We start from the raw sequence: 15,844 nt of genomic DNA, 5'->3' as shown, positions 1-15,844 counted from the left end.
TAAGAAAGAAAGATATTCGTGTGAAGAAAAAAGAAAGCACTTCGCATATGTGCGAAGTGCTTTTAACGGATTCCAAAGAAGTTTTTTACCTTTGCAAATACCGATACCTTTTCTTGTTCAAATGCTTGTAATGGTACATTCTCACCCAACAAGCGTCTTGCAATATTACGATAAGCCAACGCTGCTTTTCCGCTTGGTTGCAACGCCACAGGTTCACCTGTATTTGTAGCTCGAATAACTTCATCGTCATCTTCGACAACACCAAGAAGCTCGATTGACAATGTACGTACAATTTCATCAACATCTAACATATCCTGTTCATGAAGCATATGACTACGTACACGGTTAATAACAAGTTTTGGTGGTTCAATATCCTCTTTTTCTAAAAGCCCAATAATACGATCCGCATCGCGCATTGAGGATACTTCTGGCGTCGTAACAACGATTGCTTTATCCGCACCAGCTACCGCATTTTTAAATCCCTGCTCAATCCCCGCAGGACAATCAATTAATATGTAATCATAATCTTGACGTAATACTTGTATTAATTCATCCATTTGTTCAGGTGTTACCGCTGATTTATCACTCGTTTGTGCTGCAGGTAATAAATAAAGATCATCAAAACGTTTATCTTTAATAAGAGCCTGAGGTAAACGGCAACGCCCTTCAACGACATCAACAAGATCAAATACAATACGATTTTCCAGCCCCATTACTACGTCTAAATTTCGAAGACCGATATCTGTGTCAATTAAGCACACTTTCTTTCCAGATAACGCTAGGGCCGTACCAATGTTCGCAGACGTTGTAGTTTTACCTACTCCGCCTTTTCCAGATGTAATTACTATTGCCTCTCCCACAGCTATACAATTCCCCTTTCTAACTTTGTTAAATTAGGTCTAAGATGAGTGAGAAGTTGCAGGCGATCGACAACAATGTGATTGTTCTCATTAATATACGCACATTCTGCCGCCTCCGCTCCGTCTTCTTTCTCTTCCGGAGCCCGCATTGCCACATCACTAATTCGAAGTTGCATCGGGTTCATAACAGATGCAGCGATTACAGCATCCGAATCCCCATAATACCCAGCATGTGCAATTCCTCTTAATGATCCTACAACAAAAATATTCCCCCCAGCGATAACCGTTCCGCCTGGATTAACATCTCCAATTAACAACAAATTTCCTTTTACATGTAAAACTTGTCCAGAGCGAACAATTTTGGAAATAGGGACAATTTCTGTTTCTTCTTTCCAAGCTATTGCTTCTGCTTTAGTGATAACATCACTTTCAATTGAATCCACAACAAGATTCTTTTTATTACGAATTAACGTACGAATCTCTTCTTGTTGGACTTCTGTTAAATAACGATTTCCTACTTTCACATGCACTTCAATTAAAGAGCGTCCATCACCATCGTAGTAATGTGTAGAAAGTTTTTCGTCTAATTCTATCAACAATTCAGAGAATGAACAACAATCATCTAAATGAAGCGTTATCCCATCTTTTGTCCCTTTTATCGTTACATTTTGTTGCTTTTTTTCTTCCACTAAAGTTCACCCCACCGATTCAATTCGACATAAAATTAGAAAATCCTTTTTTCTTTTTCTTCCATCGCTTTTGAAAGACGCAATATATATCGTCTCAGTGGGAAACAAACTATCAACAAGAAAATAGCATTTAACAATAAAGTAGCAAGGAGACGATCTGTGAAAAAGACATACGCTGGCATATGAGTACGTCCCAACAAAGTTAAAAATCCATACACATAATACTCTAGTGCTACAACGCTAGCTAATATGATGGAAACAACAATAAATAAATTCAATTGCAGTACTTTCATCACACTATAAACTAAATAAGCTAAAATCGGATAAGCAAAAATATATATACCGACAAGTTCTGTGTATACGGTATCAAATAAGAAACCAAATAATAGTCCGTAATAAATCCCCTGGACCGGACTATAATACACTGTAATAAAACATAAGACGATTATAAAGAAATGCGGTGCTGCTATACTCTCTTTCCAAAACACATTTGTTGGAACAATGGTAGCAAACATATTTTCAAATAGAAACACAAAAAGGAGCAAAAGAGGAAGAGCTGCTCTTTTTAAAATCTTCATCATCTCTTCTCCCCCTCCTATTCTAATGGCGCTGAAGGCTTTTTACGTTTAGCAACCATAATATGCTCTACGTCATTTAAATCAGCGGCAGGTTTTACATAAGCTGTTTTTGTTAAGCCGTATGCATCTGGTTGTACATCAACGATTTTCCCAATTACAAGACCTTTCGGGAAAATATCACCTAGTCCAGATGTTACAACCATTTGATCTTTTTCTACTTTTGCATCAGAACCAATCTTTGTGAAAAGAAGTAAGTGTTTTTCTTTGTCGTAACCTTCAATTAAACCAAAGATATTTTCTTGCCCTTGTACAATAGCAGATACACGATTTGTTCGGCTCATAGAGCTTAATAACTCTACTGATGATGTAAACTGAGATACACTTTTCACACGTCCAACTAAACCTTGTGAAGTCATAACAGCCATATCTTTTTTAATTCCTTGCTGTGCCCCTTTATCAATTCCAATTAAATCGTACCATTTATCTGAACTACGAGAAACAACAGTAGCTGGAATCTCAGTATAATCGCTCAGCAACTCTTTTTTTCCAGTTAACTCTTGTAACTTCTTGTTATCATCTTCTAATTGTTTTACTTTACCTGATAGACCTGCATAATTATCTAATTTTGCTTTTAATTCTTTATTCTCTTCATACGTGCGCTTTACATCCTCTACATTTTCGAAGAATCCAGCTACGTATTTCGCTGGCTTTTGGAATACACGTTCTACAACACCGACAGTATCTTTAACAAACTGCTCTGGCCATGTTAAACTGTTCCGTTCTTTCAATGAGATTCCAATCAATGCCACGAGAAGAATAATACTAACTAACAAAACAATTAATCTTTTGTTTAAGAAAAACTGTGGCACGTTCACACCCTCTTAATTTCACTGATTTTTATTTTGCAATATTATCGAGCAGCAGTTTTGAAAAGATCGATATTGTCTAATGCTTTACCTGTTCCAATTGCTACGCAATCTAATGGGTCTTCTGCAACAAGAACTGGCATTTTTGTTTCTTCACTAATTACTTTATCTAAATTACGTAGTAATGCCCCGCCACCTGTTAATACAATACCGCGGTCCATAATATCAGCCGCTAATTCAGGTGGAGTTTTTTCTAGCGTATTTTTAACTGATTCTACAATCGCATCTACTGTATCTTTTAATGCATCTGCAATTTCTTCTGGCTGAATTAGTACTGTTTTTGGTAAACCACTTACTAAATCACGACCGCGAATTTCCATAGGCTCGATACCTTCTGGCTCGCCTGCAGAACCGATTTCTAATTTTAATGCTTCAGCTGTTCTTTCACCGATCATTAAGTTATAGCTTTTCTTAATGTACTGAATGATTGAATCGTCCATATCATCACCAGCAACACGAACTGACTGACTTGTTACAATACCTCCTAAAGAAATAATTGCAACTTCTGTTGTACCACCACCGATATCAACTACCATACTACCAGTTGGTTCCCAAACAGGTAAGTTTGCACCAATTGCTGCTGCAAATGGCTCTTCGATAGGATAAGCATCACGAGCACCCGCTTGACGAGTCGCATCGATTACTGCACGTCTTTCTACAGCTGTAATACCAGATGGTACACATACCATTACATACGGCTTACGTGAGAAGAAACCGTTTGATTTTTGAGCTTGTTGAATGTAATATTTCATCATTGTTGCAGTTGTTTCATAATCAGCAATTACACCGTCTTTCATCGGGCGAAGTGCCACAACGTTCCCTGGTGTACGACCAATCATTTGTTTTGCGTCGCTACCTACAGCAACGATTTGTTTCGTATCAGTTTGTAACGCAACTACTGAAGGCTCACGTAAAACTACACCTTTTCCTTTTACATATACAAGCGTGTTCGCAGTTCCTAAGTCTATTCCAAGATCGCGAGTAAATCCACCAAATCCAAACATATTATTTATCTTCCTTTCTTGTTTTCACGGACTCATTTTTTCTTACTTTATATTATAAAAACAGTACGTTTTTTATATCTTTATCCTTTTTGTAGATAAATTTCTACAAAAAACTCATAAATCACATTATAAAACAAAATAAGTAAAAAGCATAGTCTTAAATATGACCTTTTTCCTTTAAACTCACGAATTTATGGTCACCTATTATAATATGATCTAGCACTTCAATTCCGATAATCTGGCCGCATTCTACTAAACGTTTTGTTACTTCAATATCTTCACGGCTCGGCGTGGGATCTCCTGAGGGATGGTTATGAAGACATATAATAGAGGCTGCTGCACGACGGAAGGCTTCTTTAAAAACTTCCCTGGGGTGTACAATTGACGTGTTTAAACTTCCAATAAAAATCGTTTGCCTATGTAGAACTTGATTTTTTGTATTTAAATATAAACAAACAAAATGCTCTTGTTGTAAAAAACGCATTTCTTCCATCATGTATTTCGCACAATCTTCTGGACTTCGAATACTATATCTATTTTGATATTCTAAACGCACCATTCTTCTGCCTAGTTCAAAGGCTGCCATAAGTTGCGATGCCTTTGAAATCCCAATACCATGTATACTAATTAGCTCTTCTAATGTTGCGTCTTTCAACATACGTAAGCCATCAAATTGGTGTAAAATTTTATCTGATAACTTTAACACTGTTTCTTCTTTAGAACCTGTTCTGAGTAATACTGCGAGAAGCTCTCGATTTGATAAACTTCCGGCACCTTCTAACAATAAACGCTCCCGTGGCTGTTCTTCTCTTACAACATCACGAATACCGTTCATCTCTCCACTCCTTTATTTGTTCTCTCAAAGAAAACCCCATGCAATTTTACGCATGGGTTACATCAATATCAAATTGTTTTAATTCCCTAACGAGACGTGCAATTGGTAAGCCAACTACACTATAGTAGTCCCCTTGAATATTTTGAACGAAAATAGATCCTTTACCTTGAATCCCATAACTACCGGCTTTATCAAGAGGTTCTTTCGACGCGACGTATGTATCAATTTCCTCTTCTGTTAGCTCCCAAAACGTAACTTCTGTACGCTCATAAAAAGTAACCGTTTTTTCTTTTGATATAATCGCAACACCTGTATACACTTCATGTGTTTTCCCTGATAATAATTGTAACATCTCTTTCGCCTCATCCTCATTAGAAGGCTTACCAAGAATACGCGACTCATATGTAACAATTGTATCTGCACCTAACACAATGTAATCACTATTATTTTCTGCCACCGCTGATGCTTTTTGCAAGGCAAGCGACATTACAATATCAGAAGGCGATGAATATGCACCAATTGTTTCCTCTACTTCACTTACAATGATTTCAAATGGTATGCTAGCTAACTCAAGCAATTCCTTCCTCCGAGGTGATCCTGAAGCTAAAATTATTTTTTTCATATTTTCTCCTTCCTTTCTCACATGAAGCAGAACAATTTATATCAATCGTATCAAAGGAGTAGTTTGTCCACAAATGAAAGAAATATTAATTTCTCTAACTAAAATAACAATTCTTTATTGCATACGATTATATTCCTGTCATAGAGAAAGCACTTTGCTCTAAATTCAAAAGAAAAGAAAGAAGTACATGTACTTCTTTCTTACTCATTTTATTATCCTATCATTTCACTTTCTACGAAACAATTTTTTCATACGAGAGTAAGCCATCAATAATAACTTGATTTAATTTCGCCAAAGATTCCTTATCCATTTTCCCATCTTTTACTGTTTGTACAGCTATCGACGTATACATATACAGTTTCTTTGCTTCTTCTCGCTTCATACTTTTCCCCTCTTTTTCAATCGCTTTCCATTCTTTTTTAATTGCTTCTATATCTTTTGCGCTGCTTTTTCCACCAACTTGTACACTAGAAGCATATTTTGCTAAATGAGTGTATAATGGCTGCACTTTTGTTAAAAATGTTCCTACTTCTTTATCATCTTTCAGCAACGCTTTATCTGTTATATCCCAGTTCTTTTTTAAAACGGAGACACCATCATTTTTATACTGAGTCATTAATTGATTTATAGCCTGTTCATCGCTAGCAATACCAACAACTATTGCATACTTATCCCCGCTCGGTCTCAAAGCTCCAATGCCCCCATTGCCTTTCCATTCTTCAAGAGCTGCTCGTCCCTTTTCTTCAGAAGAATAAAGCCCCCCTTGAACAAAAAATAATTTCATCGGATCCAATGACGCTCCTGCCTGTGCTTTTTGTTTTTCTTCTTTTGGTTCTGATGTTTGTCCTGCCGTTCCACCCACCTTTGATTCTCCATTCCCAGTCGGCTGGGAAGCTGTTACTTCACTTCCTCCTGTCGTTCCTTGTCCGGTGAGTAAATGAAGCATCCCCATTCCAAACGCCGTACCGATAATAATTGCGGTTGCAACGATTGCAATTAATGTATTACTCCACTTCTTTCGGTATTTTTCCACAGACATCGATTTCGCTTTTTGAAACGGAACAACATTTCTCGGTCGTTCACCTTCTACTACCATCCATTCAAATTCATCTTTCTTCTTTTCCTCATACTTCGCTTCTGTTCCATTCACTTTCACTGAGATCGTTCGTGATTGCTTGTCCATACACTCACACCTCACCTCTTATCGTTGTCCGCATCATATCATATTCCTTTCACAAAAAAACGAGATATTTGTCAGAGAAATTCGCCAAATAACCCTATATATTTATCTTATATGTATGCTTTTGCCTTCATTTGTAGAACAAAAAACTAGATAGCAAAGACTATCTAGTTTTTCTCGCGAATATATTTTCGAACTTCAGAAATGAAATAAAGAGAACCTGTTATGATGAAAACATCATTTTCTCCTATCATTTCAACTTTTGTATCAATTGCATCTTTCCAATTTTCAAAAACTAATTTTGATTCTTTTTGTGAATATGATGCAAGTTTATCAGCAGAGATAGCACGATCAAAGGCGAATGTTGTAAAAATAATTTCATCTGCAATGGTTTCTAATTGGCCTACCATGTTATGCAATTGTTTATCACCAAGGGCAGTAAATAAAACTATTACATTTTTATCTTTGTAATGCGCTTCTACTGTTTTCACAAGGCTTTCAATACCTTCTGGATTATGGGCACCATCTATAATAATATCCGGGTTACTTTGCAGCTTTTCAAAGCGCCCAATCCAATACGCTTCCCGTAATCCCGTTCTTATTTCCTCTTCCTCAATTAAAAATGATAGATATGTTTTTACATACATGACTGCCATAAGTGCTAGCGCTGCATTTCCTACTTGATGAATGCCTTTCATTGAGATTTGCAAATCTTCAAATGCGGCAAAAGGACAAGTAAAATCAAACTGTTCCCCATCTTCTTTAGACTGCTTATGTAACGCTGTAAAATGCTTGCCAAGTTCGTATAGGTTTGCATGGTTTTCCTTTGCAACATTTTGAATGACTTCCAAAGCTTCTTCGTCCTGCACACCAGTAATTACCGGCACGCCAGACTTAATAATCCCCGCCTTTTCATATGCAATTTCTCCTAGTGTATTCCCTAAAATATGCATATGATCGTGACCGATATTTGTAATAATCGTGAGAACAGGGTGTATAACATTAGTAGAATCAAAACGTCCACCAAGCCCTGTTTCAAATAAAACAACATCACAGAAATTGACTTTACCGAAATAACAAATTGCCATAACAGTAATAATTTCAAACTCCGTCGCTTCCCCTAAATCCGTCTCATCTAGTTTTTCCACGACTGGTTTTACCATCTTTACAAGTTCAGTAATCTCTTCATCTGCAATTGGTGTCCCATTCACACTAATGCGTTCATTAAATGTTTCGATATAAGGAGAGGTGAACGTTCCTACCTTATATTTCGCGCCTTCTAACATGTAGCGCATATATGTTAACGTTGAACCTTTTCCATTTGTACCAGCAAGATGAACACATTTTATATGACGCTCTGGATTTCCGAGTTCTTCTAGCATCCATCTCATTCTTTCTAATCCTGGCTTAATTCCAAATTTCAATCGGCTATGAATCCATCCTATCGCTTCTTCGTATGTATGTATCACGTATGCTTTTCCCCTTTCAAAAGACAACTTTCATAGTTCTATTATACGCAAAGAAAAGAGACTCACCAATATAGTGAGTCTCTAAAAACATTTTTACTTTTCAAGATCTACTAGACGTTGACGAACTGCTTCGCGTTTTTCTAGGTAATCTTGCTCTTTCGCACGCTCTCCTTCAATAACTGCCGCAGGAGCTTTCGCTACGAAACCTTGGTTAGAAAGTTTCTTCTGTACACGTTCTACTTCTTTATCGAACTTCTCAAGTTCTTTCTCAAGACGAGCTCTCTCTTCATCAAGATTGATAAGATCAGCTAATGGTAAGAATAACTCTGCACCTGATACGATTGCAGTCATTGCTTTTTCTGGCGCTTGTAAATCTGTTTGAATTGTTAATTCGCTTGGATTACAGAAACGCTCAATGTAAGAGCTGTTTTTCGTAAGTTGAGCAAGTACAGCCTCATCTTTTGCTTTAATTTGCATTTGAACTTTTTTGCTCATTGGCGTATTTACTTCTGCACGGATGTTACGAACAGAGCGAATGATATCAACTAGAAGGTGCATTTCTGCCGCAGCTTCCGTATCTTGTAAATCTTCGCGAACTGTTGGCCACGCAGCTACTGTAATAGATTCGCCTTCGTGTGGTAAATGTTGCCAAATTTTTTCTGTTACGAATGGCATAAATGGGTGTAATAGACGCATTGTTTGGTCTAATACGTAAGCTAAAATAGAACGAGTTGTTTTCTTAGCTGCTTCATCTTCACCGTATAGTGGAAGCTTCGCCATTTCAATGTACCAGTCACAGAAATCGTCCCAAATGAAGTTGTATAATGAACGTCCAGCTTCACCGAACTCATATTTATCCATGTTACGTGTTACACTTTCGATTGTTTCGTTTAAGCGAGTTAAGATCCACTTATCTGCAACTGATTTTTCACCAGTTAAATCGATTTCTTCATACTTCATATCATCCATGTTCATTAATACGAAGCGTGATGCATTCCAAATTTTATTAATGAAGTTCCAAGTAGATTCTACTTTCTCCATGCTGAAGCGTAAATCTTGACCTGGTGCACTTCCTGTTGATAAGAAATAGCGCATTGCATCTGCACCGTACTTCTCGATAACATCCATTGGGTCAATACCGTTACCAAGAGATTTACTCATCTTACGACCTTGCTCATCACGAACTAAACCGTGAATTAATACATCTTTAAATGGACGCTCGCCTGTAAACTCTAAACCTTGGAAAATCATACGAGATACCCAGAAGAAGATGATGTCATAACCAGTTACTAATGCATCTGTTGAATAGTAGCGCTTAAAGTCTGCTGAATCTTCATCCGGCCAACCAAGTGTTGAGAACGGCCATAGCGCTGAACTGAACCATGTATCAAGTACGTCATTATCTTGATTCCAGTTTTCAATATCTGCTGGTGCTTCTGTACCTACGTATACTTCACCAGTTTCTTTATGATACCAAGCTGGAATACGGTGTCCCCACCATAATTGACGAGAAATACACCAGTCATGAATGTTTTCCATCCAGCGTAAGTATGTGTTTTCAAAACGCTCTGGTACGAACGTTACTTTTTCTTCTTCTTTTTGTTGAAGTGCTACTGCTTTTTCTGCAAGTGGAGCCATTTTTACGAACCATTGTGTTGATAAGTAAGGCTCAACTACTGCACCGCTACGCTCACTATGACCTACTGAATGCATATGAGGCTCGATTTCTACTAATACGCCAGCCTCTTGTAAGTCTTTCACTAATGCTTTACGGCATTCGAAACGATCCATACCGTTATACTTACCAGCTTTTTCGTTCATCGATCCATCTTCATTCATTACTAAGATGCGTGGTAAGTCATGACGGTTACCTACTTCAAAATCATTCGGGTCATGAGCTGGTGTAATTTTTACAACACCTGTTCCGAAGTCTTTTTCTACGTACTCATCAGCAATAATCGGAATCTCACGGCCTACGATTGGAAGTGTAACTGTTTTTCCGATTAAATGTTTGTAACGATCATCTTCCGGATGAACTGCTACTGCTGTATCACCAAGCATCGTTTCTGGACGAGTTGTAGCAAGACGAATGTGACCTGAACCGTCTGTTAACGGATAGTTCATATGGTAGAATGCACCTTGAACTTCTTTATGAATTACTTCAATATCAGAAAGAGCTGTGCGTGTTGCTGGATCCCAGTTGATAATATATTCACCGCGGTAAATTAAGCCTTTTTCGTATAATTGAACGAATACTTTATTAACCGCATCAGATAAACCTTCGTCTAATGTGAAACGTTCGCGAGAATAGTCTAGTCCTAAACCAACTTTCCCCCATTGTTGACGAATGTGAGAAGCGTATTCTTCTTTCCATTCCCAAGCTTTTTCAAGGAATTTCTCACGGCCAAGATCGTAACGTGAAATACCTTCTTCACGAAGTTTTCCTTCTACTTTCGCTTGTGTTGCGATACCAGCATGGTCCATTCCTGGAAGCCATAACACATCGTAACCTTGCATACGCTTCGTACGAGTTAAAATATCTTGAAGAGTTGTATCCCAAGCATGACCTAAGTGTAACTTACCAGTTACGTTCGGAGGTGGAATTACAATTGTATACGGTTGTTTCTTCTCGTCTCCTGTTGCTTCAAAATATTTGCCTTCTAGCCACCACTGATAAAGGCCTTCTTCAACGGACATATGATCATATTTAGTTGGTAAATTCTTTTCCGTGTTTGACATTATTTTCCCTCCTTAAAATAAAAAATGTCCCTCATCCAAAAAAGGACGAGGGACATCGCGGTACCACCTTTATTTACAAACAAATTCATAATTTGCTTATACTCTTAATTTGATAACGGACAAATCCGTCTTTTCCTAATGAGAACTATTCCGTTCAGAAAAGATGCTCCAGGGCTACCTTCTAACATAACTATCTAGAGAATCTCCCAGCTAATGATTCTCCTCTCTGAAGACGTTTCATGTTATACTCTTCCCCTTCAAGGCATTTATATGATTGTTAATTATTATATACAATAGTGTAAAAAACGAAACCTTATTCGTCAAGATAAATTTAAGTCTATGAATTTTCGGGCGCACAAAAAAAGATAAGTAGCATTCTCTACTTATCTTCTTTATCTCGCTATTTGCGGGCAGTAAGATCCCTATATCAAAATTCAGCTGAAGCAAAGAAGTTAGGCGGGAGCCCCGCTGATTAAAGTTTTACTTTACCCGTTCCCTTGCTGGGCAGCTTGTAATTGTGATAGGAAATATTCTATATTGCTAACGAGCCAATGCGATTGTTGCAAACTCTTTACTTCCCGCAATTCATTTTCCTCGTTGCGATTATCTTTTCTTTTTCTATACGAACCGATTTGTCGAATAAATTGTGATGGGTACGTCATATAAGCAAACATGAGAAGTTGCTCTTCTTTCGTAAACGGAAAATTTTTTTGATACATTTGAAACCATTCAAACCGATCACTTCTTGCGATTGGATATGTGTTTAAAGACCGTGAATAAAAACCTACTATATCTTGCACAGGCGTTGCAAACTTCGATTTTTCCAAACTAATAAAATAGCCATTCCGCTCATAGTCAAATAAAAAATGATTAAGTGACACGTTACCATGCACAAAAGTAATACGCGTTTTATCTTTTTCTTTCATCGCATCGTTCCACTCATTTAATTGCTTCGTTGCAAATTCACGCGCTCTCATTACATGATGATAGTACGTACAATATTGCAATTCAAGCGGGGACATATACCATTTTGATTCAGATTCTACGAGAAACTCTTCTAACATCTCACCATCATTTTCCCAGCGATTGGATATAGTTGTATAATGTTTTTCTAAATCTTCTTCCGTATACGTTTCTTCCTTCACAGTTTTTTGATGCAACGTTCCGAGTGTCTGAAACATTTTATGGTATTGATCATTGTCCTCACCATTTCCTTCTGCACGTTCTAACCAAGGCATTAAATAATAATTATACGTCCCGTCACTTAAAATATAATTTCCATCCGTCGCATGGTATATAGGTACATAATTTGAAAAACCTTTCTCCTTCAAATATTGAATATGATGCAGAAAGTTATTCCGCTCTAACTTTCTGCCTTCTATTTTCTTAAGTGCATATGGACCTTGATTCGTATAAATTTTCATTACACTTCCGTGCTCTTCCATATGCTGCGTATCCAATCTATATTGCCTCACGATAGGTTCATAGTGATTTCGCAATTCAATATCCATACGAATAACCCTTTCTATTCAAAACATAGCTTCTAAGAAAAGAAGTGAGTGAAAACACTCACTTCTTTATTTCGCCTTTACTCTTGAAACGGGAATATAAATAATTTGCCCCGTATTTAAAAATATATCTTCTGTTTGATTGACACGGTACAAATTTTGTACCGATGTTTCATAACGGTCTGCAATAGATTCAATTGTATCCCCTTCTTGCACGAAATACATTCTTAACTTTGTAAATTCCTCTTCCGGTTCTTTCGTAAATAGTTTTGTTAAATAAAGCGCATTTTCATCTCGCTGTGAGTACTCTTCTTCTTGTTCTTCCTGCTTTTTCGCTTTTTCTTTCTTGAAATCTTTTCGTCCGAACAATTCAAATTGCGGCGTTGTTTCTTGCTCCTCTTCACGCTCCACAAATTCATGTTCTTCTATTTTCTCTTCTTCTAATTCCTGCTCTTTTCTTTCCTCTAATTGGAACGGTTCAAATGCGTAATCTTCCCACTCATCTGATTCCTTGTATGTTGGTTCTTCTACATGCGGCGCCGGTCTATTCTCATCCTCTTGCGCTGAATCTTCTTCTAACTCAGCATACACCGTTTCTTCTTCATCCTCGCTTCTCTCTTCATCACATAAACCAGTAATAGATATATCCGCTAATAATTGTAAGCAACCATTTTCCTTTAATTCATAATCAAATTCCTCAATTGATACATATAGTTCTTCAATTACTTTCACTCGATTTCTCGGAATTGATATTTCAAGCGGAAAGGAATGAACAAGTTCATTAACCCCATCTTCCCTTGTTTCTACATAATCAATTGACTTTGCTGGCGATAGTTCTCTTAGTGAATACGCCGAATCATCTTGCCTTGCAACATACTCTCCCGTTAAATCTAATTGCCCTCTCACGATTACTTCATGATCAAGCTCTTCTATCTCAACGTCTGGATCTAACGAAATTGACAAAAGTTCATCGACTTCCTGTCCCTTTTGGAACCAAACAGATTCTTTTAATGAAAATCGTAACGAATGATCTGCAGCCACTTCTTTTCCCCCTCCCAAACTATATGTCATTACAGATTTATGTAGGGAAAGCTTACTTTATGAATAAAAAAAATCGCTCCCCTTATGGAGAGCGATTTTTCTCTAATACATTATTTTAATTTTGACATTGCAATTTCAGCCGCTGCAATTGTCGCCTCAATATCTGCGTCACTATGTGCTGTCGATAAGAATAAACCTTCGAATTGAGATGGTGGCAAGAATACACCTTGTTCTACCATTTCACGATAGTAAGCCGCAAAGAATTCTAAGTTTGAAGATTTTGCTGCATCGTAATTAATAACGGGCTCATCTGTAAAGAAAATACCAATCATAGAACCTGCACGATTAATATGATGTGGAATGCCATGTTTTTCAGCTGCTTTACGTAATCCAGCTTCTAACATTTCAGCTTTACGCTCAAATTCTACATATGATTCTGGCGTTAACTGTACTAACGTTTCATAACCTGCTGCCATTGCAAGTGGGTTACCTGATAAAGTACCAGCTTGATAAATCGGTCCGCTTGGCGCAATTTGGCGCATAATTTCTGCTTTACCACCGTACGCTCCTACTGGTAAGCCACCACCGATTACTTTACCTAAACAAGTTAAATCAGGTGTTACACCGTAGTAACCTTGTCCACAGTTATAAGCAACACGGAATCCTGTCATTACTTCATCAAAAATAAGCAGTGCACCGTTTTGTTCTGTTACTTCACGAAGTCCCTCTAAAAATCCTGGTTGCGGAGGAACAACACCCATATTCCCTGCCACTGGTTCTACAATTACACAAGCAATATCATCACCGAATTGTTCAAAAGCGTATTTCACACTTTCTAAATCATTATAAGCTACTGTAATCGTATTTTTCGCTACACCTTCTGGTACGCCAGGGCTATCTGGTAAACCTAGAGTCGCCACACCAGAACCAGCTTTAATTAATAACGAATCACCATGACCGTGGTAACAACCGATGAATTTCAAGATTTTATTACGGCCTGTATAACCACGAGCTAAACGTAGTGCACTCATTGTCGCTTCTGTTCCAGAGTTGACCATGCGGACAATTTCAATCGATGGTACACGCTCAATAACAAGTTTCGCTAATTTATTTTCGATTTCTGTCGGTGCACCGAAGCTTGTACCTCTTTCAGCAACAGATTTTAACGCTTCAACAACACGATCATTTGCATGACCATGAATTAAAGGCCCCCATGATAATACGTAGTCGATGTATTCATTTCCATCAATATCATATACTTTAGAGCCTTTACCACGCTCCATAAACAACGGATTCATCCCAACAGACTTAAAGGCACGAACTGGGCTATTTACGCCACCAGGCATTAAGTCTTGCGCCTCTTCAAACGCTGCAATTGACTTATCAAACTTTTTCATCATTTAGCTCCTCCTTCTTGCAACCATTTTGCTGCATCTTTCGCATGATACGTAATAATTAAGTCTGCTCCTGCACGTTTCATGCTAATTAATTTTTCAAGCACAACTTCTTTTTCATTAATCCAACCATTTTGCGCTGCCGCTTTAATCATTGAATATTCACCACTTACGTTGTAAGCAACGATTGGTAAATTAAAGTTATTTTTCACATCACGAATGATATCTAAGTAAGAAAGAGCTGGCTTTACAATTAAGAAATCAGCCCCTTCCATTACATCTGATTCCGCTTCACGGAATGCTTCCATACGGTTCGCTGGGTCCATTTGATATGTTTTACGGTCACCAAATTGCGGCGCACCGTGCGCAGCATCACGGAATGGCCCATAAAATGCTGATGAATATTTCACAGCGTACGACATAACTGGCACGTGTCCAAAACCATTTTCATCTAATGCATGGCGAATTGCTGTTACGAAGCCGTCCATCATGTTTGATGGCGCAATAATGTCCGCTCCTGCCTTCGCTTGACTTACAGCTGTTTTCGCAAGAACTGCAAGAGACTCGTCATTTAAAATAATACCATCTTCAATTACACCGCAATGACCATGACTTGTAAATTGACATAAACATGTATCCGCAACTACTACTAGCTCGGGGAAATCGCCTTTAATTTGTTGAATAGCACGTTGTACAATTCCATGATCACAATATGCTGATGATCCAACTTCATCCTTTTCAGCAGGTAAACCAAATACAATAACAGAACGAATACCTAAATCAACAACTTCTTGCATTTCAGTTTGCAATAAATCTAAAGACATTTGATATACGCCTGGCATAGAAGGAACTTCATTACGAACATTTTCACCTTCTAATACAAAAATAGGGTAAATAAAATCTTCCGTATGTAAAAACGTTTCACGCACAAGTGCACGCATACTACCGCTTTGTCTTAAACGACGATGACGATTAAATTGTAAAGAGTTCATAGATTTC

At 37.7% G+C, this 15,844-nt stretch carries 14 protein-coding genes and 1 other annotated feature; all 14 genes read right to left on the bottom strand.

All coding sequences use genetic code 11. The features are described 5' to 3' along the window. Window positions 1-62: 62 nt before the first annotated feature. On the bottom strand, window positions 63-860 hold the full coding sequence (gene minD / locus C4S65_RS02525; RefSeq protein WP_000503309.1) for a septum site-determining protein MinD: 798 nt from the start codon (window positions 858-860) through the stop codon (window positions 63-65). A gap of 2 nt (window positions 861-862) precedes the next feature. Next, a complete protein-coding gene (gene minC, locus C4S65_RS02520) occupies window positions 863-1,549 on the bottom strand; it encodes a septum site-determining protein MinC (RefSeq protein ID WP_000391512.1) in 687 nt (228 codons plus the stop codon). Window positions 1,550-1,584: 35 nt separating this feature from the next. Next, a complete protein-coding gene (mreD, locus tag C4S65_RS02515) occupies window positions 1,585-2,130 on the bottom strand; it encodes a rod shape-determining protein MreD (protein WP_000975762.1) in 546 nt (181 codons plus the stop codon). 14 nt (window positions 2,131-2,144) lie between these two features. Continuing rightward, window positions 2,145-2,996, bottom strand: a complete 852-nt coding sequence (gene mreC, locus C4S65_RS02510; protein WP_001135484.1) for a rod shape-determining protein MreC — start codon at window positions 2,994-2,996, stop codon at window positions 2,145-2,147. A gap of 41 nt (window positions 2,997-3,037) precedes the next feature. Continuing rightward, window positions 3,038-4,057, bottom strand: coding sequence for a cell shape-determining protein MreB (gene mreB, locus C4S65_RS02505; protein ID WP_000466736.1), 1,020 nt, complete (start codon window positions 4,055-4,057; stop codon window positions 3,038-3,040). A gap of 157 nt (window positions 4,058-4,214) precedes the next feature. After that, complete coding sequence (gene radC, locus C4S65_RS02500) at window positions 4,215-4,892, bottom strand: DNA repair protein RadC (protein WP_001013396.1); 678 nt, start codon at window positions 4,890-4,892, stop codon at window positions 4,215-4,217. Window positions 4,893-4,938: 46 nt separating this feature from the next. Further along, complete coding sequence (locus C4S65_RS02495; protein WP_000720490.1) at window positions 4,939-5,514, bottom strand: Maf family protein; 576 nt, start codon at window positions 5,512-5,514, stop codon at window positions 4,939-4,941. A 232-nt stretch (window positions 5,515-5,746) separates the two neighbouring features. Beyond that, entirely contained in the window at window positions 5,747-6,697 is a 951-nt protein-coding gene (locus C4S65_RS02490) for a stage II sporulation protein B (RefSeq protein WP_086407264.1), read from the bottom strand. A 164-nt stretch (window positions 6,698-6,861) separates the two neighbouring features. Further along, window positions 6,862-8,163, bottom strand: a complete 1,302-nt coding sequence (folC, locus tag C4S65_RS02485) for a bifunctional tetrahydrofolate synthase/dihydrofolate synthase (protein ID WP_000582075.1) — start codon at window positions 8,161-8,163, stop codon at window positions 6,862-6,864. Window positions 8,164-8,256: 93 nt separating this feature from the next. After that, window positions 8,257-10,902 (bottom strand): valine--tRNA ligase, encoded by a 2,646-nt coding sequence (locus tag C4S65_RS02480; RefSeq protein ID WP_086407265.1) that lies wholly within the window; start codon window positions 10,900-10,902, stop codon window positions 8,257-8,259. 38 nt (window positions 10,903-10,940) lie between these two features. After that, window positions 10,941-11,172 (bottom strand) — a binding site (T-box leader). A 215-nt stretch (window positions 11,173-11,387) separates the two neighbouring features. Beyond that, window positions 11,388-12,413, bottom strand: coding sequence for a spore coat protein YsxE (ysxE, locus tag C4S65_RS02475; protein WP_000350661.1), 1,026 nt, complete (start codon window positions 12,411-12,413; stop codon window positions 11,388-11,390). Between the two features lie 66 nt (window positions 12,414-12,479). Next, window positions 12,480-13,451 carry a stage VI sporulation protein D gene (spoVID, locus tag C4S65_RS02470; RefSeq protein ID WP_061666253.1) on the bottom strand — a complete coding sequence of 324 codons (972 nt, stop codon included), beginning with the start codon at window positions 13,449-13,451 and terminating at the stop codon, window positions 12,480-12,482. Window positions 13,452-13,561: 110 nt separating this feature from the next. Further along, window positions 13,562-14,848, bottom strand: a complete 1,287-nt coding sequence (gene hemL, locus C4S65_RS02465) for a glutamate-1-semialdehyde 2,1-aminomutase (protein WP_000712938.1) — start codon at window positions 14,846-14,848, stop codon at window positions 13,562-13,564. Continuing rightward, entirely contained in the window at window positions 14,848-15,837 is a 990-nt protein-coding gene (gene hemB, locus C4S65_RS02460) for a porphobilinogen synthase (RefSeq protein ID WP_001087081.1), read from the bottom strand. The genes hemL and hemB overlap by 1 nt, the downstream gene beginning before the upstream one ends. Window positions 15,838-15,844 lie beyond the last annotated feature (7 nt).

It is taken from the genome of Bacillus sp. ok061 (genome assembly GCF_900108285.1).
Classification (GTDB): domain Bacteria; phylum Bacillota; class Bacilli; order Bacillales; family Bacillaceae_G; genus Bacillus_A; species Bacillus_A thuringiensis_S.
This window is presented reverse-complemented; position numbering and strand designations above follow the sequence as displayed.